Raw genomic sequence first — 25,975 nt, 5'->3', positions numbered from 1 at the left:
ATTTAGAAAGCTTGTTTACTAAGGAGTCTTCTATGACTTTGAGTGCCTGGATTACAGCGCACTACGAAGAAAAAGGGTCAGTCGCATGGCTGGCCTTCTTCCTCGAGTTGATCGCTGCTATAACACTTTTCTTCCTGATGTTACTGACCTGTGCGGATGTATTTGGTCGTTACTTTCTGGATAACGCTGTCGACGGAACTACCGAGTTGACCGAGATGGGAATAGCAATTCTTGTGTTTGCTGAAATGCCGGTCATTACCTGGCGTGGCGGTCACGTTGTTGTTGATATTCTCGACAAAATGATGGGCAGTACGCTGATTAAAGTACTCGGACTGCTGTCAGCATTGCTGATGTCTACATCGTTGTATTTTCTTGCCGTGCGAATCTACGAGCTGGCAAGCCGCTCCTTAAGGCGTGGAGAAGTGACTGAATATTTGCAGATGCCGGTTGGTTACATTGTTGAATACATTGCGATCATGAGCTGGGCAACCGCTGCATTAATGATCAGCTACGGTATTTACCGTCTGCTGTTTCTGTCACGGGACTGATTCCTGAGTTGAATCAGGAACCGCTTAATTCCAATACGTAGATTAGGTTATAGGTATTTCATCATGATTACTGCATTAACCGGCTTTGCAATACTATTGCTGATTATCGTGGTTGTTCGCGTTCCTATCGCTTTTGCGATGGGTCTGGTGGGCTTCTTCGGTTTCGCATATATGCAGGGGCTGAACTTTGAAAACATAATGGACTTCCGCTGGACCGGCGCGTTGTCGATGGCGTCTAAGCGCGTAATCGATACGGCTCAGGAATACAGCCTGTCCGTCATTCCTCTGTTTATTCTGATGGGTAACCTGGTTACCAAATCAGGTTTGTCTCATGAACTCTATCGCGCTTCTAATGCCTTTTTGGGACATAAGAAGGGCGGTCTGTCGATGGCCACTGTTGTAGCCTGTGGCGGTTTCTCCGCTATCTGTGGTTCCAGTCTGGCAACTTCAGCGACTATGGCTAAAGTGGCTATGCCACCGATGCGTAAATATGGCTATGCTGATTCACTGGCAACCGCATCGATCGCCGCTGGTGGTACTTTGGGTATCCTGATCCCACCTTCAGTTATTCTGGTTATCTATGGTCTGTTGACTGAAACCAGTATTCGCGAACTTTTTGCGGCGGGCTTTATACCCGGCTTTATGGGTATTCTGTTATACCTGTTAGCGGTACGTTATGTGGTTTGGCGTGATCCTTCTGCCGGGCCTTGTGGTGAAAAACTGGGCTGGCCTGAGCGGTTTCAAGCGTTAAACGGTGTTTGGGGTGTATTGATCCTGTTTACCGTGGTGATGGGCGGTATCTACGGTGGTATCTTTACCCCGACAGAAGCGGCAGGTATTGGTGCCGGTGGTGCCTTTATTATTGCACTTAGCCGTCGCTCTCTGACCTGGGGTGGTCTGTTCGATATCCTTACCGACACAGCGCGTACCTCTGCGATGCTGTTTGCGGTATTGATCGGTGCACTGATCTTCTCCAACTTTATCAACCGTGCGGGTTTGCCTGCTGACTTGCTAGAGCTGGTTAATAATCTGGATGTCGCGCCGATGGTGGTGATTCTGGTTATTCTGGCAATCTACATCGTATTGGGTATGGTGTTTGAAAGCCTGTCCATGTTGTTACTAACAGTGCCGATCTTCTTCCCGTTAGTACAGAGCCTGGGCTTTGATCTTGTGTGGTTTGGTATTGTGGTGGTTGTGGTAACTGAGATCAGTCTGATAACACCGCCGGTGGGTATGAACGTGTTCGTACTGGCCGCGGTATTACGTGATGTTAAAGCCGGCACCATCTTTAAAGGTGTTACTCCATTCTGGTGTGCGGATATCGTTCGACTGGCGCTGGTTACGCTGTTTTCTTCGATCGCACTGTTCCTGCCGGAACTGTTGTATCGCTAAAAACATCGATACTTAAAGAGCCCGCCGGGCTCTTTTTTGTTTCTGTATCTGCAGAGACTATTCAGTAACTGAATTTATAGAGGTAAAACAATGCTGCCTGAAGTTAAAAAGATTCTGTACGCTTCTGATATCGATAAAGGTTCACGTCCGGCTTTCAGAACGGCGATGAGCTTATGTGCGCATTACAATTCTGAAGTTACCTATCTGCACGTTCTCGAGTCACAAAATGCATCGACTGATAATATTATGAAGTCGTTGTTAAAAGATGAGTCGATGCAGGCGCTGTATGATAAAGGTATTGAGAATCTTCGGGTTAAGCTGAGCGACCGTATTGATCGTTTCTGCGAAGCTGAGTTGGAAGCTGAAGATGGCGTCGAAGTCTCAAATATTTCTTCCCGAATTGAGGAAGGTACTGCCTGGAAAGTGATCCTTGAGGTAGCTGAGGATATGGATGCCGATCTGATTATCATGGGTACCCGCAGCCATACAGCTGTTGGTAGCTTTCTGATGGGCTCAACAGCGAATAAGGTAATGCAAAAGTCTACCCGTCCGGTTTTGGTCGTTCCTCTATTTAATGATGCTAAGTAACTGATAGTCGCTTCTTGGCGAAAGATTGTTTACGGTTTACAGGGCGGGGTGAAAGCCCTGTCCCGTTTTTTAGCATCTGTCCCAGATTTCAGTTAATAAGTAGATATGTTTTTTAATGTCATATTTAGCTGCATTCTTATAGCCATTTAGTCGCATCTCTTCCGGAACGGGTTTCTTAACAATATCAACTAACTCTTCTATTGAGTCATACAGTATTGCTCCTCCTCCCAGATAGTCTTTTAAATCTGGCCGAATATTACGCATACAAACACCAACTCCTGCAGCCTGAGCCTCAAGCAGCGTTAATGGCCATCCTACTGTCGCTGTAACAGGGTCTGCGGTGTAGACCATCCATTTATAATTTGTAATTCTCTTGGCAAAATCTTTATGTTCTATAGGGTCTATAACTGTCAGAGGGGTTCCTGCATCTATATTCATCTGCTTATATTTATTAGAGAGAAAACCTATGCTATATAGATGGAAATCTCTTTCAGGGACTTTTGTTGCAAGCTCAATAAAATCCTCAAATCGTTTCTTAGGAATAGAGGCACCGACATTGACAATTTTGTCGCCATTATTTGTCTGTTGATCAAAAAGATGGTGAGCAAAAACTGGACCGCAGGGGATTAATTTTTGCTCAGGTATACCAGCTTTTTTCATTTGTTCTACTAAAAAAGGAAATATCAGCATTCCTTTGCATAGTGGATGGTTAATTATCTTTATGAGTTTTCTCTTATTGGGTGGGATCCAGTGGTTGGTAAATTTTTTATACCAAGGGGCTTTTGGCCAGAGTAGGTCGAACGAGTGAGACCTTACAGTAAAAGGGGTATTCAGCTTTTTTGAGACCCGGAACACTTTTTTTAAATGATGATTCAGCCAGTGTGTGTGGATGACATCAGGATTGAACTCGCTGGCAATCGAAAGCAGTTCCTCAAATGTTTTAGCTGTTTTAAATGGGAAGTGGTCTTTGTAGAATGTCGATGGTTGTTTAAGAGAAATGATCTCTACCTCGTAATCTTCATAAATGGCATCTAGTTCCACTTTTATATAAGTTTGAGAAAGCTGTGGATACGAATTAACAATGTAAAGAACTTTTCTCTTTTGCATTTATAACGCCTGTTCGATCTAAATGTTTGATTTAGTAAAGCATTCTTTGATGATAGCTTTAAAAATATACAAGAGTGCCTGAATTGATGGGATTAAGCGAGTTTAATATTTCTAGTAACTACAGGTCTACTATTCTAGTTATAAACATGCCCGTCGGGAAGCTTCTTATAGGGACGGGATGTTTACGAAATGCTGGTTGATTCAGTAAGTAAGTACTGTTGATGCGGTTAAGTGTTGTGAGGGGGGGGATTGGTCCGTAATGTACTTTGGCGAGAGGCATATTCAGCCGTGACGAGTTATGGGTAGGGGTAAATTAATTAGGGTATTAAACTAGTGTGTTATTTTATCGAATTGTAACTAATTGTTATAGCATGTGCTCTATCGGCCCTAAGAGCAGAGACTCGATCATCAGAGAATATAGCAGGATAGGTAGCTTGCTTTAGATGCCCAGCCCAGGCCTTCGGGCCTGGACCGGCGTTAATATTAAAAAATAGTTGTTCTGTTAATTTTAAGGTTGTTCCACTTAATTGGTTTGCATGGCCTCACGAAGAAGTTTTTAGTATTAATTGTATAATTCTGCTCACTTATCGATCTCAGTAAAGCCCTGTTTCAATGCAGCTACTATCTTATCTACTTCTTCAGTACCGATAGTCAGCGGTGGAGACAAGATGATTTTAGTGCCTACCGGACGCACGATAACGCCTTCACGCAATGCGACTGCAGCCACCTGGTTGGCAAAACCGCTCATAGGATCGATAGGCTCACGGCTATTCTTATCGACTACCAAATCGATAGCAACCATCAGGCCTTTACCACGTAACTCGCCTACTGATGGGAAGTCCAGTAGGGCATCCTGTAGTTTAGCCAACAGATCCGCACCCTGGATTCCTGCGTTACCAGGTAGATCTTCATCCTGAACGATTTTGAGGGAAGCGAGGGCAGAGGCGCAGGCAACAGGATGGCCTGAGTAGGTGTAGCCGTGCATTACCGCTCCGCTGAAGTTTTCACAGGTTTCTATGCCTTGTGCCACACGCTGATTGACAACGGTAGCACCCAGAGGGATGTAACCCGAGTTAATACCTTTTGCGAAGCACTGAATATCTGCAGCTACGCCCCAGCCACGTACACCAAACATACTGCCTGAACGGCCGAAACCGGTTACCACTTCATCGGCGATCAGTAGTACTCCGTATTTGTCGCAGACTTCACGAATCAGAGGCCAGTAGTTAGCCGGTGGTACAATTACACCGCCAGCACCCTGGACTGGTTCAGCGATAAATGCAGCGACGGTATCAGGACCCTGGAACAGAATCTCAGCTTCAAGTTGTTTCGCACATAGCTGACCCAGCTCTTCAGGGTCCTCGCAGTTCCATGGATTACGGTATAGCCAGGGTGTATCAATATGGATGCAGCCCGGTAGCATCGGCTCATAGTTGGTACGGAAAACGGTATTACCGTTAACCGAAGCACCACCAAAATGAACACCGTGGTAACCCTGTTTTAGGGAGATGAATTTATAGCGCTGAGACTGGCCTACTGCTTTCCAATACTGACGAGCAATTTTCAGCGCAGTTTCTACAGCATCAGAGCCGCCTGAGCTGTACATCACTTTAGCCATGCCTTCGGGCTTGGTCATTTCGATGATCAGATCAGATAGTTCATGTACCTTCGGGTGTGCCAGACCGTCGAAGATCTGAAAGTATTCAAGTTCATCCAGTTGGTCTGTTATCGCTTGTTTTACTTCGGTACGGTTGTGGCCAACGTTTACATTCCACAGGCCGCCAACGCCATCAACTAACCAGTTACCTTCGCCATCCTGTACATAGTTGCCATCACCCTTAACTATCTCAATACGGTTACGGGAAGTTGGATCGCCAGGATGAACCATCGGATTCCAGAAGGTTTGCGTGTTATCACTCATTACTAACTCCGGATCTTTGTTGTTATTGAATCCGTAGCGATACTCAATATAAGACAAGGCAAAGAACTGTCGGTAAAGCTACGGTCATAGCTCCAGTATGAATCGATCAGTTTTTACCGGTATCAACCGGATGGTTGATATAGAGTTTGTTAAGAAGAAAAAATTCTTCTTTAGGGGGGCAGTGAGGTGTGAGCAATATGGACGATTTAATACGACAGACAAATAGCCTGTAAGCGCTCTATTTACCACAGAGGTCACAGAGGTGAGGGTAAGGAACGTAAAAGAGTTATCAGTCTTTACAGTAAATTATTTTTTTCTGTGCCCTCCGTGCTCTCCGTGGTGTAATCTTTTCTTCATCGGATAACTTTTCATACATTTGTCGTCCGTCATGGACTCATTTTATCTGTCTAGTGGGTCTGATATAGCAGGGAGGCGACTTCGGTTTTACTGTTTACTTCCAGTTTGGCGAAGATATGTTGTAGATGGGTTTTGATAGTTGCCAGACTGCAGTTCAGGTCGGTAGCAATGGTCTTATTAGGTAAGCCCTGCGCAACCAGTTGTACCACCATGCGTTCTTTTGGTGTGAGCTGAAATGCCGTACAGAAATGATCAAACTGGGCCTGCTTCGGTGATGAGTAGCTTTGCTCAAGGGAAAACTGCATAAAGCGGTGAATCTGCTCCGCTTTATTAATATCAGCGCTGCGTAGTTCAGATTGTTGCTTGGAGATAAACAAGGCGAAACCAGCCACGAGGCGATTATCAACCCGTAAGAACAGCTCAACAATGTCTTGTACGCCCCAGGGGGAGATAAAGTTGGTGTAATAGGGGTGATTGTAGCGGTTCTGGGTGGATACCAGATCATTCATCTTGACCACCGTAGCATCCTGTTCTGAGAACTGGGTTGGGTGGAGGGGATCAAGCTTATGATAGGTTTCCATATACTCGCGATGCATAGACGATTGCATATGGTAGGTTTTATAGCAGATTGGTCGGGCCTGCTCATCAACGATATAAGATACCGCCTTAGATACGCCCAATACGCTTGTCAGAAGGTTGAGTGATTCATTCTGGAATTCATACAATCCTGCGGGATTAATAACCTGATTTGTTTTCATATCCTGTTACTCACCTTGCATCTGTTGAACTGATTAAAAACCAGCCTACGATAACTTTTTATCCAAAACAAGTTAATGTATTAAGTAATTTTCATGTAGCTAGACGAATTAGTGAGTCTGGATAATACAGTTACACAGACTTACCGGGCGTTACACTTAGTTACAAATAATCACCCGGTAGGGTTCTGGGGTGATAGTTGTTAGCTATGTTTTTTATGTCTAAAAGTACTCCACAGATAGATCGCAATTGAAAGAATGATAAGCGATAGCAGGGTAAGGCTGATAGGGCGGCTGACAAAGATGCTCAGATCACCACTGGCAACCCCCATCGCTTGTTTAAAGCGGGTTAAGAATACCGGCCCTAAAACCAGCCCCAGAATGATGGGTACTGCCGGTATATCATTACGTCGCAGGATGTAGCCGAATACCGCAAAACCCAGAGCGATCAATGCATCTGAGAACTGGTAGTTCTGGCTGTAGCTACCGATAAAGCCGAGTACCAGAATAAAGGCACCGATGAAGCGCCCCCGGATACGGGTAAGATTAACGATCCACTTGGTGGCTACGCTGAGGTAGAGGAACACGACAATGTTCATCAGGAACAACGAAATATACAGGCCCGAGATAAATTCTGGACGCTCTGCAAACAGAGTTGGGCCTGGAATATAGTTGTGCACCATAAATACTGCTAACAGCATCGCCATCAGCGCATCGGCAGGAATACCGAATGCCAGTAGCGGAATCATTACCGAGGCGGTCACCGCGTTATTTGATGTTTCAGATGCGATCAGTCCTTCCGGGGCGCCATCTCCGAATTTTTCCGGTGTTTTAGAGAATTTTTGCGCCAGTGTGTACGAGAAAAACTGCGATCCGAATTCACCTACACCGGGTAATAGTCCCATCAGGACTCCTAGGGTAGCCGACCGAGCGACGGTCATTTTGTGTTTCAGCAGAATGAATAATCCGCTGAACATTCCATCGCCTTTTAGTTCGGTGCGTTTAGAGTCGTTACCTTTCATCGAGAGCAGCACAAATGCCTGTGACATAGCGAACAGGCCGATAACTGCGGGTACTAGAGGAATACCGTTGAGCAGCCATTCCTGACCAAATGTGAATACCTGGGTACTGAATGAGCGATCGATGCCGATAGTCCCTAAAAAGATACCCAGGCCCAGCATCATGGCAGCTTCAACCACATGCTTGCGGTGCGCCAGTACCACAAAGATCATTCCCAGTGCCGCCAGCATGGCGAATTCTGCCGAACCAAACAGGCGGGCAACTTGCGATAGCATCGGCGCCAATAATACCAGCGAGGAGACACTGATAATGCCGCCGACAAAGGATGAGGTGTAGGCGATTGAGAGTGCTTTTTTACCATCACCACGTTGCGTCATTGGATAGCCGTCATAAGTGGTGAGGACGGCTACCGGTGTTCCGGGTGTGTTCATTAAAATAGCGGGTATCGCACCGCCATACCAGGCACCACCGTATACGCCAAGTAGCAGTGATACTCCAGCTAAGGGTTCCATGGAGAAGCTGAGTGGGAGCAGTATGGCGATAACACCAGCAGGCTCAAGCCCGGGAATTGAACCGATAGTGACGCCGATAAGCGCACCAATAATAATGGCCAATAAGACGTTAAAGGTACCGACTTCGTTAAGACCTAAGAGCAAAGTTTCCATTGTCAGTTCACCTGCTTAAAGATATTGATTTGCAAAGTCTGCCCACTGATCAGGCAGCAGGCCGTAAAGCCAGACGTCCGGTAGCCAAACGCTGACTGCGACCCGGAAAATCAGCACCATAGCCAGCAGGGTAAAGACGCTTGCCAGTATCCAGGTACGGTTAAATAGCCGGCTAAGCCAGAGGAGAGTAAATACAAACATCAGGGTAGAGAGGATAAAACCAAGCACGGACAGCGTATTGATGTAGAGAAAAAACAGAGACGCAGAAAACAGTGCAGTACGGTAATTACTCAGGGCGCCTGACAGCTCTTCGATAAGGCTAAATTGTTTCAGGTAACCCTGCTGCAGCGATTGGATAACCCGAATTGCCGCAAAGGCCGCGACAATACTTATTCCCAGCCCGGCACCGAACATAGGTTGAATAAACCAGCCCCGTTTAGTATTAACCAATGAGGCTTCAGAGGGTAGCAAGACAAGTAATGTGCAGGCTCCCAGCAAAATGATCCAGTAGATACCGTAATGGCGTTCTTCTACTTTAATTTCGATTTCAGTACTGAGGGTATCTGCAGCAGATGATTTTGTATTCATAGCAATTCAAAACCGGTTTGTAGTTATAGTTATTATCAAAGCTCGTCTTAAAGGCGACTCTGAAAAGCTCTCTATGATCAGTTAAAAGCGCTTCAGGGCGGTCTCAGAGACTGCGGCCGAGCCCGACCGCAGTAACAGGTTGCTTGCTTACTTATTCTTTCATGAATGCCAGCAGCCCTTTGGCAGCGTCGTAGTCGTCAGCGACGACCTTTTCAGCAGCTGGGCCAGATACCCAGAAGATACCGGCACCGGTGGTTGCACCGATCTCTTTCGCGCGATCTGTAGCCAGGGCTTTCTGAGCAATCTCAGAAATGCGATCTTTTATCTCCTGAGAAGTGCCTTTCTTAACGAACAGGCCGTTCCAGGTAGTCTGGCTAATGCCGGTTTGCTCATTCAGGGTCGCGACATCAGGAGCAATGCTCAGACGGTCACGGGTCAGAGAGGCCAGCAGCTTAACTTCGCCGGAGTTGATGCATGCCAGGATCAGTTGAGTGGTGGTGTTGATCACGTCAGCATCGCCATTCGCCAGGGTGGAGCAATCGTTGGCATCAAAGGCGGCATCTGAGGAAAAGTTAATGTTTTCCTGTGCAGCAGCTTTAAAGGTGATAGCTGTAGGCAGCGCCTGATAGCCAAAGTGTCCCAGGCTTACTTTGTTGTTCTGCGAGTATTCAGCCAGCTCTTTAACGTTGTTGTATGGCGCATCGGCTTTCGCAGCAAGAACAAAAGGGTAGTCCAGGAAGATACCAACCGGTTCAAAGGTATCTTTCTCGTAAGGCGCGTTGCCTGCTAATAGGTGGGTAGTCAGGATATCGGCAACAAATGAGCCGATGGTCAGGCCATCAGCACGGGCGCGGGAAACATCAGCTGCACCGATAATGCCACCGCCGCCAGGTTTATTTACTACGGAAGCCGGCTTGCCTGTTTCATTCGCCATATCTTCTGCGATCATGCGGGTCAGGATATCTTCAAGGTCACCGGGAGGCCAGGGCACTACAAATTTAACCGGACGGTTAGGATAGTCTGCAGCAGCACTGACTGAGCTTACTAAAGGAGCAGCTACCAGAGCAGCAACAGCACATAATTTTATTATTTTTTTCATATTTTCCTCTCAGGGTTTTACATTAATATCTTAAGTATTATTCGGTCATTTTTTGAGCGGCACTATCAATACCGGTACGCTACTTTGATGGATAACTTTTTGAGCAGTAGAGCCGAGAAATACCCTTGAAATTGCAGAGCTCTCCCGGTCTCCCATTACGATCATGCTGGCTCTGAGGCCTATGGCTGCACGAAGGATTACCTTGTCCGGTTTGCCGGTGATAACTTTAACGACCGGAGGGTGGGGCAGTTGGCTGCCTACTTCCAGTTCACTTTCCAGAAAGCCCTGAATTCGGGATTCGATGCGGGCTTTATAGTTCGCCATCAATTGCGCTGTATGCTTACGGTTGGCATTGGCTGGCAGATAATCTTCCACCCGTTCAGCAGACATAGGTTCTATCGCATGAAGAAATATGATCCGGGCATTATTTTTTAATGCCTGCTTCACGGCCATACGGAATGCCGGACGGCTGCCTTCGCTTATATCTGAGGCATAAAGAATGGTGTCGATTTCAGGTAGCATAAACAGCTCTTCAGGCAGTTATTTATTATTAATCTTTATTACAGATGAATCGGGTCGATCTGAATATCAACCGTATGGTTGACGTTCGGTATTTCTTTAGTCGTAGCTTTCTGTCCTGTTGTGGTAGAAAAAACGGGCCTGTAGCCAGGCCCGAAACGTGCTCCGCCATGACAGAGGAGGGTGCACAACCAGCCTTCAACAACAGGCTAGAGGGGCCTGAAGTTGAAGAGATGAAATATCTGCCCAGATAGGTTCGCAGCAGATTTATCAATTAAATAGTGAACGGAGAATGTTATGTATCGACCAAAGGGTTGATCTTTATCTGTTTGTGGCAAGGCTTCTTTTGAATAGTGATTGGGAAGTAAGAAGCAGAGGTGAGGCTTCAGATATCGAAAAAAGAGCTCGCCGAAGCGAGCTATAAAAATCTTCAATGGAAGAAGTGTGAACTCAACCCAACCGATGAAGCTGAGTGCGGTACTCAGAAACCGGGTTGAAAACGATCTGCTGAGCCAGGAGTAGCAGACCTGATCATTAAACGTTGTTAGCACGGTTATGATAATCAGCCAAAAGGTTGATTAGTTGCTTATCAGGAACAGGTGGTAGTTTTTTCGCCCGCGACGCAGAAGCTGATAACGTTGCCAGATGGCATTCTCCGGGGTTAGTTGCTGCTCAGGATCGGAAGCAGGCTGATCGTTTAGTTGTACCGCGCCACTGCTGATAAATTCTCGGGCCTGACGTCGGGAGCGAGCCAGACCTGATTCAACCAGAGCATCTGTCAGACTGAATTCGGTACTGATGTTGGATGAGGGGATGCCATCCAATGCTAACTGACTGAATTCAGCTTCATTGAGTGTAGTGGTATGACCTCCGAACAGGGCTTCCGAGATGCTTCTTGCCTGCTGTAAAGCTGTTTCGCCATGCACCAGAAGGGTCATCTGTTCAGCCAGTATCTGCTGCGCCTTAGGTTTTTCTCCGCTGACTTTATCCTGCGCTTCGATGGATTCGATCTCAGTCAGGGGCAGAAAACTGTAGTAACGCAGAAAGCGATAAACATCGCTATCCGCAGTATTTATCCAGAACTGGTAAAAACTGTAGGGAGAGGTCTTCGCCGGATCAAGCCAGACGGCGCCGGATTCGGTTTTACCGAACTTAGTACCATCGGCTTTAGTGATAAGTGGCAGGGTAAGACCAAATACCTGATTGCTATTGAGTCGCCGGGTCAGGTCTATGCCAGCAGTAATATTACCCCACTGATCGTTACCGCCGATCTGAATAGAGCAGTTATGATCACGATTCAAGACTGCGAAGTCGTATGATTGAAGCAGACTGTATGAGAATTCAGTGAAAGAGATGCCCTGATCGGGGCGTTCGATACGCTGGCGCACCGACTCTTTGCCGATCATCGCGTTAACCGAAAAGTGCTTACCGATATCCCGCAGGAAGGACATGATATCCATCTGTCCCATCCAGTCCAGATTATTGGTAATTTGTGCGCTGTTATCAGAGCATTCAAAGTCGATAAATTTGGCTAGCTGCTTACCGATTTTTTCAATCCACTGATCAACCAGGTCAACAGAGTTTAACGAGCGCTCTGTTGCTTTGAAGCTGGGATCGCCGATCATACCGGTGGCACCGCCGATCAGTGCGACCGGGTTGTGGCCCGCCATTTGAAAGCGTTTCAGCATCAGTAGCGGTACCAGGTGGCCTATATGCAGACTATCGGCGGTGGGATCGAATCCGCAATACAGAGTGCGGGGCTCGCTTAGGTGTTTGTTAAGTGCATTGGCTTCACCGCTCTGTTGAGCGATAAGGCCTCGACCTTTTAGATCATCTATCAGGTTGTTATCTGTCATGGCATTATTTCTTTACTTATAGGTATAAAAAAGGGGCTTTAATGCCCCCTGTTTAAGCTGCGATGGGGCTACTTATTGATATTAAGTACCTGCATCAAGGTATATTCCAACATCCCCTCTTCACCGAATTCGACGCCGAAGCCGGACATTTTGCAACCGCCAAACGGCGCATGGGGCAGAACTTCAGCATGGCCATTGATCCAGGCGGTACCGCACTCCAGCTTACTGGCGATCTTTTGTGCCTGTTTGATATCAGCAGACCATACAGAACCACCTAAGCCAACACTGGCAGAGTTTGCCCGCGCCACAGCATCTTCAACATCGGTGAAACGGATCACCGGTAGTACCGGGCCAAACTGTTCCTCATCAACCAGGCGGGTTCCATCGCTGATATTGGTAACTATTGTGGGGGGGTAGAAGAAACCGTTGCCCGCCAGAGCTTCGCCACCGCAGAGAATGATGGCTCTCTGTTGTTTCGCGTCTTCCACCAGTTCGCTGACGATACGGAACTGGTTAGCATTCTGAACAGGGCCAAAGGTAGTACCTGCCAGCATGCCGTCACCTACCACCTGCGCCTGAGCAATCTCAGCAAGCTTAGTGGTCAACTGATCATAAATATCATCATGCACATACAATCGTTTCAGGCAGGCACAGGTCTGTCCCATATTTAGAAATGATGTTTGGAAAATGCCTTCTGCAATGGCGTCTACGTTAACGTCGGGCATAATGATTGCTGCATCGTTGCCGCCCAACTCAAGGGTTAAACGCTTCAGATTGCCGGCAGCGCTGCTCATAATGCGCTGACCGGTGGGAGTTGAACCGGTGAAAACGATCTTACTGATTCCTTCGTGTGCACTCATCGCACCACCGATTTCTCCATGGCCTGTTACTACGTTTACGACACCTGCCGGGAGTTCTTCATTGATGATTTCAACTAAGCGCAGGGTGTTCAGCGGAGTGTATTCGGAGGGCTTGCACACCACCGTGTTGCCGGTACGCAGGGCTGGCATAATATGCCAGATCGCAATCATCAATGGCCAGTTCCATGGGGTGATAGAACCAACTACACCTAAAGGCTTGTGATGTGCTTCGATGCGTTTGTGTTCACTGTCTTCAATGATTTTAACCGGGATTTCCAGGTCGGCATTGTAGCGGGTCCAGGCCACAGCACCGCCTACCTCTGCCTGTGCCAGGAACATAGGTTTGCCTTGTTCCATTACAATAATTTCTGCCAGCTCGTCAGCGTTTGCTTCTATGCGATCGGCAATACGGTGCATCGCTGTACTGCGTTCTTCATCGCTGCTGTGCTGCCAGGTTTTGAAGGCGGTGTTAGCTGAATCAACCGCGTTATCCAGTTGTTCAACTGATGCCAAAGGAGCGGTTGTAACGACTGCCTCTGTAGCAGGATTGATTACATCAAAACTACCAGCACTGCCGGCCACTTTTTCGCCATTAATAATCAGAGAAAATTCATTATTCATTATTCAACTCCTCGGACAATAGGGCCCTTTACAAGGGCCCTGTTTCGTTATTATTTATCTATGTTTTAGAACGGTACGATGGCCAGAACCTGAGCGTAAACATTGTCAGAGTTACTGCTGGTTTGAGCTGTGTTGTCGCTATCCGGAGAGTAGATACCGATCAATGGGCTGATAATCAGATGATCGTTGACTACCCACTCAGCGTAGATATCCAGTTCCTGACCTTCGGAGTTAGCGCCAAAAGTGGTGGAGTCGTTGAAATCAAACCACAGGGCGCCTACTGCCAGGGTTTCGCTCGGGAAAGCTTTCAGACTAACATGATGGATGTTGGCAGAAGAGCCAAATGGACCGCCGTAGTTGGCTGCAACTTCACCCTGGAACCAGGTGCCGTAGCCGCGGTTAAAGCCAAAGAACAGTGAGTCAAAGCCTTCATCGTAGTTGGTATAGCGGTAGGTCAGCTGCGGTGCCCAGGTTACATCGGCAAAGGTCCAGCCCGCTTCTGTGTACCAGGCGTTGGCATCGGCAGAGCTATCCCCCTGAGACTGATCAACATACTCTGCAGACAGGAACAGATTTTCGACACCGGCGCTGCCTTGATAACGAACGCTAACCGTTTTCTGGCCATTGCGGGCTGCGTTTCCGGTTGCATCAAGTCCCTTGATATAGGTACCTCCGAAGGTACCCTTATCGGTGACATACTCAATATTCAGGCCACCCAGTTCCATCTCTGCCTGAGCGGTATTGTCTGAATCGAGCCAGAACAGGTCTCCACGAAGGCCTTCTTCACCACCAATACGGACGATTGCCGTTTTATCGAATGCTTTACGGGCAGCCAGCCAATAAGCGCCACCACGGTCAGAGCCTGGAAATACTCCTTCACCCAGGTTAAGGGAGTCGCCATTAATCAGGAAACCATCACCGATGGTAAAGTTCTGGCTACCGAAAGAGATATCGATCATATCGGTACGATAACCAACATAAGCATCTTCAAGCGCTGTGCGGCGCTCGCTGCCATCGGTATTGCCACCAGCATCGCCGTCACCCCAGGTACCGGAGGAGACGAAGTTAATTCCACCGTAGATGGCGTTGTTATCAGTTACGGCTTTGCTGCCGCTGAAACCTGCTTTGAGATAAGCTTCCTGCCAGGTTGAACCCTTACCTGTTTTACCAAAGTAGTTCTCTTCAGAGCTGAACGTACCGACAATCGCTTCGATATCCAGGTTCAGTTCTGAGCCGTTTTCACTATACAGGTTATAGGCAGATGCTGAGCCAGAAGCCAGAGCTACGGCTGCGCCAAGGGTTACAGCAGAGAGCTTGCGTTTAAAGTTAAGTCGCATCGACTTGATCCTCCGGGGAATATGATTTTTTTTGTTATTGCATTAGTAAAGATCGAAGGGGCTGATCCCTACTTAGATGCATCAGGCATATTGCAGCGGGAATCAGTGAAAAAAGTAATCAACCATATGGTTGATCTGCAGCTGCGCGCTGTTGCAAAACTTTGTCGCCGGGGCTTGAATAGAAAAAAATAATTAGAGAATTGAAACTATGATCGCCGATAACAAGCTTCCAAATGAGTTTCAGCGTAAAGCGCTGGAATTGGTAAACAGCCTGTTGCAGTTGAGTGAGTCAGTATTCTTTCTGGTTGAACCGGATATGCAACATCGGGGTGCTGTTGTGTTCAACAGAAGGTCTAACATTGAGAAAGAGTACTCTGCGTCCTACGGCAAAATGGATCCGCTCAATCCAGAACGATTTCATAGCAGTGAGGAGCGGGTAGTAACACTGGACTCACAGATGGCGCCACATCTTCTTAAGCAGACGATCTATTTTCAGGAGTTTATGGTGCCCAATAATCATCGTTATGTGGCAGATATGTTTTTTCGTCATCAAGGTCAGATCATTGCAGTACTGACTATGTTGCGGAAGGAAGAGTTAGGTGATTTTTCAACAACTGAATTGACGTTACTAAATAACCTGCAACCTTTTCTCGAATATAGCCTGCAATCGGTCTATCTGCCTCAGCGGGGGCAGGAGCGTCAATCAGTATCAGATAAATATGGGCTGACTGAACGTGAAATTGATGTAGTCGAATTATTGCTTAGTGGCGTAACTAATAAAGAGATAGCTATTGAACTTAGTCTGGGCCTGGCAACTGTGAAAACACATCTGCATCATATATTTCAAAAAACTGAGGTGCAGTCCCGCAGTGAGTTGGTGGCAAAAGTATTGCGGGATCTGCAGGACTAACCCAAAACTATCTCCCCGAGCCCAAAGCCGGACGACAGGGAGATCGGTCAGTCAATCAAGAGGATGAACTGTCTCGTTCAGAATGGTTGCATAGGCACCAACAGGGAAGTTATTCAGGCTGTTGAAGTCAGTGCCGTCATATCCAAGAATATTACCGGTGGTTTTCATTCGCTCCAGATCGATCATGATAACTCCAAGAGTAGGAATTACTTTTTCGCGCCAGACAAAGAAATACAGGTTTTCAGCAATTTTGTAGTAGTGACAGAGGTCGGTTTCAGCCAGACCTTTTTCGACCCCTTGCAGGCACTGCCAGGTGTAATAATTATTGTTCAGATAAATATGCTCGTAACATTCGTGGGGGCTGTATCTGTATTGTACCCGCTTGCCTATCAGTTCATCGGTAGTTTGGTGGCCATCACCTGCTGAGTAGGGGGCATTAATCTTGGCTTGTATAAAGTCAGCATTGACCGGTGTTAGCAGATCACCTGCATTGACCCGTTGATATACCGGACGCATGGTGTCCTGTTCGTCTGGTAGCTTGCCAATCAACACCGTGGCATTAGCTGTTTCAAGATTCAGCACAATACTAATGCTGGTCGCATTTTCTTTAGATTTAATGAAATTAACCAGATAGATATCTTTACGCAGTGAAGTGGCTGTATATATCTCATTAGTTGGCGCAGTGTCAGGCTTATCTTTATATTGCCAGTTCAGAGAGCTTCCGCAGAGGAACCTGTGGCTGATCACAGAGCCATCTTCAAAGTGCAGATCTATGATTTTTCCTGCCAGGTCATCGGTGTATTCAAGGGTGTTAGCATCAGAGGCGAAACCCTCAGCCAGTTCGCCAACCTGAACCCACTCGGTAATGTTATTCATTCTATCTCCTATTATTGCTCTGTCTGGATGTTGGTTTATAGAGCTATGCTGGCATGTGACTCATAACAGGCATATCAATCAGAAGATTGAGTTGTAGAAATGTCTGGCTCAGATAGTACGGTTAAGTCTGAAGATCATTATGATGGCTCAGTAGATTAAACCGGTTATGGTGTCCGGCGAGTGATAAAATCGACCTACATCAATTACCTCTGGCTCGCCCTTCAAATGTCTGATGAGTGTGGGTACACCCTGAACACCCCTCTGTTTTGATATTGCTGAGGCTTTTTTTGCCATGACTGCAGTCAAAGTGATAGTCGTATCAGCATTCAGTTTTTGTAGTAACTGAATTTCGGTCCACCCGGGATAAAAATCTTGTAGTGCGGTCACTACCGGTTGCGGATCACTGGCCGAAATACCTTCAATAAAGCGTGCAACCTGGAGCCTGTATGCCAGAGACATTTCCGCCTTAGCTCCAAGCGGTCGCACCAGAGCCGCTGCCCGCGCAGTCATGCCGGAATCCAGTATCTCATCATCGTTCTGCAAGATGTTTTGCTTATAAGTTGGGCTGAACGGCATTCCGCTCAGTTTGGCGATACGCTGATCATATTGCTGGGCTGTCTGGCCAAAACCATCGCCCATTCGATGTGCATGTGGGCCCTGAAACAGGTTTCGATGCAGCGTCTGAACGGGTACGCCTGTGGCGCACAGTACTTCCACTATTTTCGATGCACCATAACACCAGCCGCAGCAAGTATCGTAAATCAGGGTTAATTCAGAGGCAGAGCGAATGTCTTAGTTCATATTGCATCTCTTGGTTTGAGCCGATGGGCAGGATAATGCCCATCGGATTATTAGCTGTTTAAAAGCGTACTGGCCGGGCTTATGGCCACTGCATCTCGCCTTTAATTACTTTTGCACTCAACTCCAGCGTGGCATTTTTAGCAAACTCTGGAAATTTTTTGTTCATCTCCTCAGCCAGCTCCATTGAGCTTTTAGCAGCAATGGCTGAATCCTCAAAAGTCCGGATATATTGTTGCGTGAATTCGATTGCTTCAGTGTTCATAGAACTGGTACCGGAATAATGGCCGGGAACGATTTTTTCTGGTTCTAAACTGAGCATTCTATCCAGACTATGCAGCCATTTATCGCGGGATTCAGCGGTCTGATTATCGGCCATCCAGACATGCATTTTTTCATAAACGATAACCCCTCCGGTAACCGTTTTTATGGATGGTATCCAGACGAAGGTATGCTTAGGGTCCTGACCGTTCAAGCCAATAATATTAAGTTCTTCACCATCAACGGTTAGTGTGTTGCTCTTCAGTAGTGAAGGAATGATGGTTTTCTGGGGTGCGTTTTTACCCAGGATTGGTCCCCAGTAGCCGATTTTACGATCGATGGTTGCGCGGATATGCTTCAAGGTTTCTGGCGATGAGACGATCGATGCATTGGGGTAGGCATCGGAAATCACATCAAGGCCGAAGTAAAAGTCCGGATCGCCATGGCTGATATAGATAGTTTTAAGCTCTTTACCGCTTTCCTGAATCATTTTCAGTACTGACTGGGCATCATCACGCTGGAACTGAGCATCGATTAGTACTGCCTCAGTAGGGCCTGTAATAAGTGTTGAAGTTACCGGGAACAGGCTTTTATCACCTGGATTAAATACCTTCAGTGTCAGATCAGCAGCCTGCACCGTTGATAGGACCGAGCAGGCAGTCAGTATTGCTGTCGCGCTAAGTTGTTTCAGTGAGAGAGTCATAAGGTTTACCTCATCGATGTTAAGTTGTTGAGCAAACTATATGTTGCAAAATTCGACCGATAAACCGACTATTAAGCAAAACACTGTTGCGTATATCGAGCATATTATGGATCGAATCACAGCCGCTAACGTCTATGTGGCTATAGTTGAGCGGGGTAGTCTGACTGCGGCAGCAGAGAGTCTGGATATGTCACGCTCGATGGTTACCCGCTATCTGGCTGAAATTGAAGACTGGGCCGGGGCCCGTTTATTACACCGCTCGACCCGTCGTTTGAGCTTAACCCCGGCCGGGGAGCAGGTGCAGAAATATTGTCGGCAATTACTGAGTATCGCTGAGCAACTGAGTAACAGTTTCGATATAGAAGAGGCCCCGCTACAAGGGCGCTTACGAATTAGTTGTCCACCCAGTCTGGGTCAGGATATCCTGATTCCGGTATTTAAGACTTATCTTGAGCGTTACCCCGGTGTTGATATCGACCTGCATGTAAGCAACCAGGCGGTCAATCTGATCGAAGAACGTATAGATCTTGCTATCCGAATTACCAATGAACTGGACCCGAATCTGATCGCACGTAAATTGGGTGAATGTGCTTCGGTTGTCTGTACTGCACCCGACTATCTGGACAGAGTCGGGACGCCTTCTCAGTTAGAGGATCTGACAGAACTGAACTGCATGACCTATTCCCGGTTTGGTAAGAGCCTGTGGTTGTTTGATCATCAAGAAGGGGTAAGCTCAATACCGGTCAGTGGTAACCTGACGGCTAATGACCCATCAGCTTTGTTACAGGCAGCACTGGACGGTATCGGTATTTCAATGCAGCCAGAGTACTCCGTTTTGGCGCATATCGAAGCCGGCAGGCTGGTAAGATTATTACCGGATTATCAGCCTCAGGTACTAGGGATTTACGGGCTCTATAGTTCCAGGCAGCATATGTCTAAAGCCCTGCGGGCGATGATTGATATGTTGGTTGAGTCACTGGCTTAGCATTATCAACTTATTGTATTTCACTATCTGTACGTTACCTTTTCATGATCAGGCTACTGTATTTGGTACCAGACACAAATAACAGGGTAGTCCAATGAAAGAAAGTACTTAACTTATTAACTAAATTCGATTATTGTATATAGCATAACTTTCACAGGGTCGGTATTGCCCGATAACGTTAGAAGAGATTGCTATGACATTTGAACTGAAAGATTCCTCTTTGTTAAAAGCTCAGGCTTTTATTAATGGCGAGTGGGTAGACGGTGATAAGGGTGAGACTTTTGCTGTAACAAATCCAGCGACCGGTGAGAAACTGGCGGATGTGGCAAGTGTTGGTGCTGCTGAAACTAAGCGTGCTATTGAAGCGGCTGATAAAGCCCAGGTTCTCTGGCAGGCGTTGGCACCAAAACAGCGCAGCGAGATTCTGGAAGAGTGGCATCGTCTGATCATTGTTAATACCGAAGATCTGGCTGTGATTATGACTGCAGAGCAGGGTAAGACAGTTGCTGAATCCCGCGGTGAGGTGGCTTACGGCGCCTCTTATATTAAGTGGTTTGCAGAAGAAGGTAAGCGGGTTTACGGTGATATGATCCCTTCAACTCCGGATCGTCGTGGCGTTGTAATTAAGCAGCCTGTAGGGGTTGTGGCGGCCATCACACCATGGAACTTTCCTAATGCGATGATTACCCGTAAAGCGGCGCCTGCATTGGCGGTTGGTTGTGCCATGGTGCTTAAACCTGCGGCAGAAACACCTCTTTCTGCACTGGCGCTGGCTGAGCTGGCTAAGCGCGCGGGCCTGCCTGCGGGTCTGCTGAGCGTACTTCCAGGTATGGATGCACCGGCTATTGGTGGTGAAATGACCTCCAATACAACGGTTAAGAAGTTAACGTTTACCGGTTCAACGCCAGTAGGCAAACTGCTGATGAAGCAATGTGCTGATACGGTTAAGCGTACATCAATGGAGCTGGGCGGTAATGCGCCGTTAATTATCTTTGATGATGCTGATCTGGATATGGCTGTTACCGGAGCACTGGCTGCTAAGTACCGTAACTCCGGTCAGACCTGTATCTGTGCTAACCGTTTGTTGGTTCAGGAAGGTATTTACGATGTCTTTGTTGAAAAATTAGCAGCGGCGGTCAGTGGCTTCCGTATCGGTAATGGCTTTGAAAGTGATACCACCCATGGTCCGGTTATTACTGAAAAAGCGGCTAAAGATATCCATGCCAAAGTTCAGCAAGCAGTAGAAGAAGGTGCCAATGTCGTGATCGGCGGTCAGCCTGGTGCGCAGGGTGCATGTTTCTACGAGCCGACCATCCTGACCAATGTAAATGATCAGATGCGGGTGTTCAGCGAAGAGATCTTTGGGCCTGTTGCTCCGGTATTTAAGTTCTCTTCTGAAGAAGAGGCGATCAGCATGGCCAATGATACTGAGTTTGGTCTGGCTGCTTATGTTTATACTGAGAATATGGGCCGTATCTGGCGCGTGTCAGAAGGTATCGACTACGGTATGGTTGGGGTTAACGAAACCGCAATCAGCTCAGAACTGATTCCGTTTGGTGGTGTAAAAGAGTCGGGTCAGGGACGCGAAGGTTCTAAGTATGGCCTGGATGATTACCTTGAGACTAAGTATATCTGTATCGGTGGCCTTAACCGATAAGCATATAATTCAGTGATTAAGCGCGTCGTTGCCTGAAAGGGTTGCGGCGCTTTTTTCGTATTTGTAAGTTAAGATTTTACATCTGTTATTAGGTGTACAGGAGTTAAAATGCCGCATTTTATTATGGAATATTCAGCCAACCTCGATGAAGATCTGGATATCCCGGCACTGTTTGAAAAACTGAATGAAACAGCGATAGGCACCGGAGTATTCCCAATTGGCGGAATTCGTACCCGCGCTGTACGTTGTGAGCACTTTCGCGTAGGTGAAGGTGATCCGGAAAATACTTTTGTACATCTGACCGCGAAAGTAGGCTCCGGGCGGGAACCTGAAGTACTGAAGGCCGCGTGTGATAAGATATTTGAAACATTTACGGAATGTCTGAAGCCCGCCTTTGAAAAGCGCTGGATGAGTATTGGTTTTGAGATGATCGAGTTGCACCCGGAGCGTAACTACCGGTTGAACAATATCCATAAGAAGCTGGCCGACAAGAAGTAAGTTCTATCATCGCTTTATTCAAGCAGGACCGGGCTTAGCGCTTCGTCCTGCTTTTTTATGTATCGGTGTTATGCCGATAAATTGCTAATATAAACAGTATTGAAGTGTTGATTGCTGCATGTAAAAGCCATCGTTGGATACTGTTTTATGCCTGAAATTACCTTAAATCATACTATCGTGTATTGCCGTGATAACCTGGCAGCGGCGCAGTTTTATGTTCGGGTATTCGGGTTTGAATTTGTTAAGGAGTGGGGGCACTTTGCTGTTGTTAAAGTGAACTCTAGTTTGACGCTGGACTTTATGGCCCGTCAGCATTTCACGCCTCAGCATTACGCATTTAAGGTCAGCGATACCGAGTTTGATACTATCATCGCTCATCTGCAGGCAAAGAGTGTTCCTTACGGTAGTAGCCCCTCAGACCTGAACAGCGGTGTTCATAATAATTTATATGGCGGTCGGGGGGCTTATTTTGCAGATCCGGATGGCCATGTGCTTGAGATTATTACCCACGACTACGAGTTAGACTGATCATTCAGTAGATAACCTGTCAGATAGTTGCTTTGAGCCACCTTTGACCATCAAATAGAACTACTAACTAGGTTGCTCAAGAGGCTTCCAGTGAGCTCTGTGCGCCCTTGTGATAGAAGTAGGCAGCCAGTACAACCATAGCGATCAGTACCAGCGGCAATACGGTAAGTCCCATCAGCATCAGTAGCGGGGTTAACTGAGCCATCATTGAACCTATCATCAGTTGAAAGAATCCCTGCATACCGGTCGCTGTTGCTTTTGCTCCGCTGGTGGAGGATATCGCAGCGGCCTGAGCATTCGGCTGACTTAATCCCCGGCCAAAAGTAAACAGCGCCATAGGAAGAAACAGGCTCAGATAGGCGGGTGGTGCGGTCATGAACATAATCAGCATGGCCAGGCTCGCTACGCCTGAAATACTGTTGCCCAGTTTGATCATCTGGTCGGTGCCAGTACGGGCTGATATTTTCCCCGCGGTAAGACTGCCTAGCCAGAATCCACCGGCAACTAGCAGGAACCAGTTACCGTAATCGACAGCGCTGCCTTGTAAGTGCTTAGCGACGACAAAAGGTGCGCTGGTAATAAAGATAAAGAAGCCACTGGCAATCATCGTGCTGGACAGGGCGTACCAGATATAGCTGGGTGACGACAGAACAGTGTTATAGCGCTTAAAACTATTCAGAAAGCCAGTGGCTGCAGAATGATTGTCTGATTCGGGCAGGCGAAATAGTGCGCCCAGCCATACCACAGAGCCTAGCGCCATCGACAGCCAGAAGACCGTCTGCCAGCCGCCAGCCAGGTTAAGATAGCCGCCAAGCGTAGGGGCTATCGCTTGTGCTGTGGCGATTCCCAGGGTGATATAGCCAAGCATACCTGCGGCCCGGTCTTTACCGTGTTGATCGAGAATGATGCTGCGTGCAAGCAACATTCCGGTGCAGCCACCAGCTGCCTGCAGCACCCTGGCAAGCAACAGTTGCCAGACTTCAGCGGCCATTATTCCCAGTACACAACCTGCTATATGCAGGGCAAAGCCCCATAGAAGTACCGGGCGGCGGCCATAGCGATCAGCCAGCGGTCCGCTAATCAACTGACCAACAGCCAGGGTAAAAAGGTAAAGCGTAAATCCCAGCTGAATAGTGAAGGGGCTGGTATTAAATCGGACAGCCAGTTCCGGCATGATCGGGGCGAATATGTTTAGAGCAACGGGACTGGCGATCGCCATACCGGCAAGTAATGAAACCGGTGTTGTTTTGTTTTTGCCAGTAATACCGTTCGCGGTCATCGGTTGTTTATCCTGTTCCCTCTGCCCTACAGATGAGGAGGGTTAAGGGGAATTGTTTTGTCTGGGTGGAAAACGCAGATAATCAGCTCAGAACTATAGTGTTCAGGGCGTGCTGTGCGCAATCCACATCCTGCTGCTCAGAAGCACCGGACACACCTATAGCACCGATAAGCTGATCGTTATGGAAGATCGGAAAACCACCACCAAACATGGCGATACCATCCTGGTTCATCAGATTATTTAGTAGGTGCGGCTGCTTTTTTAATCGTTGTTCCCATTGATCTGTTGGGATTTTAAAGCTGACCGCCGTCCATGCTTTTTTTCGAGCGATCTCAGTGGAAGCCAGGGCTGCCTGATTATGGCGCTGCATTGCTAGTGGATTACCATGGGGATCTAATACCCAGCAGCAGATTCTGAGATTATGATCAGAGGCGTACTGGTTAGCTGTTTTGCAAAGCGTTGCGGCATGCTCTGAATCTAGACTGTATTGTTCAATAATCATATATAAAAAAAGGAGCTCTTTTGGAGCTCCTTTACCTGTTCAGTTAATCAGTTACAGACTGAAAACAACGTTAACCTGGCCAGTACCAGAGCTTGGGAAGTATTCGCCGATCACTTCACCTTTACCTTCGTACTTGTCCCAACCCAGAGCGCCGAACAGCATCGCTGTATCGTGCATACCGCCTTCGCCACTGCACAGAGACGCATATTCTGGCAGCATCTTCAGGAAAGTAGCGTTTTCACCCTGTTGCCACAGGTCCAGCACGCGCAGGTCAACCTGACGGTTAAACTCTTTCGAAATAGTGAAAGTACCGTTATTGGCTTCGTAATCATCGTTAGCCCAGATAGCGTGGGACAGAGAGCCAGAAGCGATCAGCATAACTTTGCTGTCACTGGCTTCAATCGCTTCACGAATTGCTTCACCCAGAATGCGGGAAGATTCGATGCTATGAACAGTACACCAGCCAGCAACGGAAACTACTTTCAGGTCGCCTTCAGGGTTCATATAGCGCATTGGTACCAGAGTACCGTATTCCAGATCCAGAGATTCAACCTGGTGAGATAAAGTGTAAACACCTTTCTCAGTCGCTTTCTCAGCAATCAGATCACCCAGAGCGGTGTTGCCCTGGTATTCATATTCCATATTCTGGATGAAATGTGGGAATTCGTTACTGGTGTAAACCCCTTTGAAGTGATCACGGGAATTAACGTGGTAGCCGTTGTTTACCAGCCAGTGGGTATCCAGAACAACAACAGTATCAGCTCCTGCTTCACGGGCACGGCGGGCGATCTCTTTATGACCGTCAATTGCTTGCTGACGACAACCTTCAAGGCGGCCAGGCTGCTCGGACAGTAGCATGGTTGGTACGTGCGTAACTTTCGCAGCTAGTACAATCTCACCCATTGTGTAACCTCATCTCAATTTTTATCAGTAATTGTCAATCTGGTAGGGGGACGTATTGATCTACCAGGCTGACACCAGAATTTAATACTTAACATATTAATTATGTACCTGAGATTAGATAACATATTAAGTAATGTCAAGTATCTTTTTTACCTGTTGCCTCGGTGTTTGATCTGAAACTTAGGTTCGATGAATAGTCTGTATTTTAGAAGTAAGGGTAGCGTATGAATGCTGTTAACTGAAGCAGCTTGTAATCAGGGATATGTCACGCAGTCTCTGGCTTTAATCTGTGATTAAAGCCAGTTGTGAATCTGAGCCTGCAATAAACGGAACTTATGGCTTTAGTTCGGTCAGATCATGCAGCAACTCAGCCAGTTGTAGTAATTTCTCTTCGCCAAACTGGTCGGTAAACGCTTTGTAACGGGCATCTACGTCCGGGCTGATCCGTTCAAACAAGTCTAATGCTTGCTCTGTCAGGCTGATCAGGGTGCGACGCTGGTCTTCTTCAGACTTGCGGCGCTTGATATAGCCCTGTTGTTCCAGACGCTTAATAATTCCGGTCAGGCTAGGACTAAGAATGCAGCAGTGTTCTGCCAGCTGTTTGGATTCAAGTTCACCATAGGCTTTCAGAGCACGCAGTACACGCCATTGCTGCTCAGTGATACTGTTTTCCTGTAGCAGGGGACGGAAAAACTGCATTGAAGCTTCGCGGGCTTTTAGCAGTTGCAGGGGCAGGGAGTCATTAAATTTGCGCATTAGTTCTTTTCTCAGGTCAGATATGCCAATTGTTAACAGATTAAGAACATTCTGCAAGTACTGATATAAAACAAGGGGATATAGAT

Annotated in this window: 25 protein-coding genes; 8 read left to right on the top strand and 17 right to left on the bottom strand. The window is 47.2% G+C overall.

The window, feature by feature from the left end:
- Window positions 1-32 precede the first annotated feature (32 nt).
- The 3 genes from EHS89_RS00470 (at window position 33) to EHS89_RS00460 (ending at window position 2,528) form a co-directional block, all read left to right on the top strand.
- Window positions 33-548, top strand: coding sequence for a TRAP transporter small permease (locus EHS89_RS00470; protein ID WP_124924146.1), 516 nt, complete (start codon window positions 33-35; stop codon window positions 546-548).
- A 63-nt stretch (window positions 549-611) separates the two neighbouring features.
- Entirely contained in the window at window positions 612-1,940 is a 1,329-nt protein-coding gene (locus EHS89_RS00465; RefSeq protein ID WP_124924145.1) for a TRAP transporter large permease, read from the top strand.
- A gap of 90 nt (window positions 1,941-2,030) precedes the next feature.
- Entirely contained in the window at window positions 2,031-2,528 is a 498-nt protein-coding gene (locus EHS89_RS00460; RefSeq protein WP_124924144.1) for a universal stress protein, read from the top strand.
- A gap of 69 nt (window positions 2,529-2,597) precedes the next feature.
- On the opposite strand, the gene EHS89_RS00455 is transcribed toward EHS89_RS00460, so the two are convergent.
- The 10 genes from EHS89_RS00455 to EHS89_RS00410 all read right to left on the bottom strand — a co-directional run bounded on the left by EHS89_RS00455 (window position 2,598) and on the right by EHS89_RS00410 (window position 15,233).
- The gene (locus EHS89_RS00455; protein WP_124924143.1) at window positions 2,598-3,635 is read right to left on the bottom strand and encodes a glycosyltransferase family protein; all 1,038 of its coding nucleotides are present in this window, start codon (window positions 3,633-3,635) and stop codon (window positions 2,598-2,600) included.
- 580 nt (window positions 3,636-4,215) lie between these two features.
- Window positions 4,216-5,556 carry an aspartate aminotransferase family protein gene (locus EHS89_RS00450; RefSeq protein WP_124924142.1) on the bottom strand — a complete coding sequence of 447 codons (1,341 nt, stop codon included), beginning with the start codon at window positions 5,554-5,556 and terminating at the stop codon, window positions 4,216-4,218.
- Between the two features lie 407 nt (window positions 5,557-5,963).
- Complete coding sequence (locus EHS89_RS00445; RefSeq protein WP_124924141.1) at window positions 5,964-6,671, bottom strand: helix-turn-helix transcriptional regulator; 708 nt, start codon at window positions 6,669-6,671, stop codon at window positions 5,964-5,966.
- Between the two features lie 200 nt (window positions 6,672-6,871).
- Window positions 6,872-8,353 carry a tripartite tricarboxylate transporter permease gene (locus EHS89_RS00440; RefSeq protein ID WP_124924140.1) on the bottom strand — a complete coding sequence of 494 codons (1,482 nt, stop codon included), beginning with the start codon at window positions 8,351-8,353 and terminating at the stop codon, window positions 6,872-6,874.
- Between the two features lie 15 nt (window positions 8,354-8,368).
- Window positions 8,369-8,941 carry a hypothetical protein gene (locus tag EHS89_RS00435; protein ID WP_229753527.1) on the bottom strand — a complete coding sequence of 191 codons (573 nt, stop codon included), beginning with the start codon at window positions 8,939-8,941 and terminating at the stop codon, window positions 8,369-8,371.
- Between the two features lie 151 nt (window positions 8,942-9,092).
- Entirely contained in the window at window positions 9,093-10,040 is a 948-nt protein-coding gene (locus tag EHS89_RS00430) for a tripartite tricarboxylate transporter substrate binding protein (RefSeq protein ID WP_124924139.1), read from the bottom strand.
- A 45-nt stretch (window positions 10,041-10,085) separates the two neighbouring features.
- Complete coding sequence (locus EHS89_RS00425) at window positions 10,086-10,562, bottom strand: universal stress protein (protein ID WP_124924138.1); 477 nt, start codon at window positions 10,560-10,562, stop codon at window positions 10,086-10,088.
- A gap of 575 nt (window positions 10,563-11,137) precedes the next feature.
- On the bottom strand, window positions 11,138-12,415 hold the full coding sequence (gene tyrS, locus EHS89_RS00420; protein WP_124924137.1) for a tyrosine--tRNA ligase: 1,278 nt from the start codon (window positions 12,413-12,415) through the stop codon (window positions 11,138-11,140).
- Between the two features lie 68 nt (window positions 12,416-12,483).
- Complete coding sequence (locus EHS89_RS00415) at window positions 12,484-13,896, bottom strand: aldehyde dehydrogenase family protein (RefSeq protein ID WP_124924136.1); 1,413 nt, start codon at window positions 13,894-13,896, stop codon at window positions 12,484-12,486.
- 65 nt (window positions 13,897-13,961) lie between these two features.
- A complete protein-coding gene (locus EHS89_RS00410; RefSeq protein WP_124924135.1) occupies window positions 13,962-15,233 on the bottom strand; it encodes an alginate export family protein in 1,272 nt (423 codons plus the stop codon).
- A 208-nt stretch (window positions 15,234-15,441) separates the two neighbouring features.
- On the opposite strand from EHS89_RS00410, the gene EHS89_RS00405 reads away from it, so the two are divergent.
- Entirely contained in the window at window positions 15,442-16,143 is a 702-nt protein-coding gene (locus tag EHS89_RS00405) for a helix-turn-helix transcriptional regulator (RefSeq protein ID WP_124924134.1), read from the top strand.
- Window positions 16,144-16,194: 51 nt separating this feature from the next.
- On the opposite strand, the gene EHS89_RS00400 is transcribed toward EHS89_RS00405, so the two are convergent.
- The 3 genes from EHS89_RS00400 to EHS89_RS00390 form a co-directional block, all read right to left on the bottom strand.
- Window positions 16,195-17,019 (bottom strand): molybdenum cofactor biosynthesis F family protein, encoded by an 825-nt coding sequence (locus tag EHS89_RS00400; protein WP_124924133.1) that lies wholly within the window; start codon window positions 17,017-17,019, stop codon window positions 16,195-16,197.
- 147 nt (window positions 17,020-17,166) lie between these two features.
- Complete coding sequence (locus tag EHS89_RS00395) at window positions 17,167-17,736, bottom strand: hypothetical protein (RefSeq protein WP_124924132.1); 570 nt, start codon at window positions 17,734-17,736, stop codon at window positions 17,167-17,169.
- Window positions 17,737-17,899: 163 nt separating this feature from the next.
- Window positions 17,900-18,781: an MBL fold metallo-hydrolase gene (locus EHS89_RS00390; protein WP_124924131.1), complete on the bottom strand. Its 882-nt coding sequence runs from the start codon at window positions 18,779-18,781 to the stop codon at window positions 17,900-17,902.
- 40 nt (window positions 18,782-18,821) lie between these two features.
- On the opposite strand from EHS89_RS00390, the gene EHS89_RS00385 reads away from it, so the two are divergent.
- The 4 genes from EHS89_RS00385 to EHS89_RS00370 all read left to right on the top strand — a co-directional run bounded on the left by EHS89_RS00385 (window position 18,822) and on the right by EHS89_RS00370 (window position 22,449).
- Window positions 18,822-19,766: a LysR family transcriptional regulator gene (locus EHS89_RS00385; RefSeq protein WP_229753528.1), complete on the top strand. Its 945-nt coding sequence runs from the start codon at window positions 18,822-18,824 to the stop codon at window positions 19,764-19,766.
- 193 nt (window positions 19,767-19,959) lie between these two features.
- The gene (locus EHS89_RS00380; protein WP_124924130.1) at window positions 19,960-21,423 is read left to right on the top strand and encodes an NAD-dependent succinate-semialdehyde dehydrogenase; all 1,464 of its coding nucleotides are present in this window, start codon (window positions 19,960-19,962) and stop codon (window positions 21,421-21,423) included.
- Between the two features lie 108 nt (window positions 21,424-21,531).
- Window positions 21,532-21,921, top strand: coding sequence for a 5-carboxymethyl-2-hydroxymuconate Delta-isomerase (locus EHS89_RS00375; RefSeq protein ID WP_124924129.1), 390 nt, complete (start codon window positions 21,532-21,534; stop codon window positions 21,919-21,921).
- 147 nt (window positions 21,922-22,068) lie between these two features.
- Window positions 22,069-22,449 (top strand): VOC family protein, encoded by a 381-nt coding sequence (locus EHS89_RS00370; protein ID WP_124924128.1) that lies wholly within the window; start codon window positions 22,069-22,071, stop codon window positions 22,447-22,449.
- A gap of 76 nt (window positions 22,450-22,525) precedes the next feature.
- Here EHS89_RS00370 and EHS89_RS00365 read toward each other — a convergent pair whose 3' ends face one another.
- The 4 genes from EHS89_RS00365 to hpaR form a co-directional block, all read right to left on the bottom strand.
- Window positions 22,526-23,728 (bottom strand): multidrug effflux MFS transporter, encoded by a 1,203-nt coding sequence (locus EHS89_RS00365; RefSeq protein WP_124924127.1) that lies wholly within the window; start codon window positions 23,726-23,728, stop codon window positions 22,526-22,528.
- An 82-nt stretch (window positions 23,729-23,810) separates the two neighbouring features.
- On the bottom strand, window positions 23,811-24,230 hold the full coding sequence (locus EHS89_RS00360; RefSeq protein WP_124924126.1) for a GlcG/HbpS family heme-binding protein: 420 nt from the start codon (window positions 24,228-24,230) through the stop codon (window positions 23,811-23,813).
- A 51-nt stretch (window positions 24,231-24,281) separates the two neighbouring features.
- Window positions 24,282-25,133 (bottom strand): 3,4-dihydroxyphenylacetate 2,3-dioxygenase, encoded by an 852-nt coding sequence (gene hpaD, locus EHS89_RS00355; protein WP_124924125.1) that lies wholly within the window; start codon window positions 25,131-25,133, stop codon window positions 24,282-24,284.
- Between the two features lie 333 nt (window positions 25,134-25,466).
- Complete coding sequence (hpaR, locus tag EHS89_RS00350; RefSeq protein WP_124924124.1) at window positions 25,467-25,889, bottom strand: homoprotocatechuate degradation operon regulator HpaR; 423 nt, start codon at window positions 25,887-25,889, stop codon at window positions 25,467-25,469.
- Window positions 25,890-25,975: the final 86 nt, after the last annotated feature.

The organism is Amphritea balenae, assembly GCF_003858655.1.
GTDB lineage: Bacteria > Pseudomonadota > Gammaproteobacteria > Pseudomonadales > Balneatricaceae > Amphritea > Amphritea balenae.
This window is presented reverse-complemented; position numbering and strand designations above follow the sequence as displayed.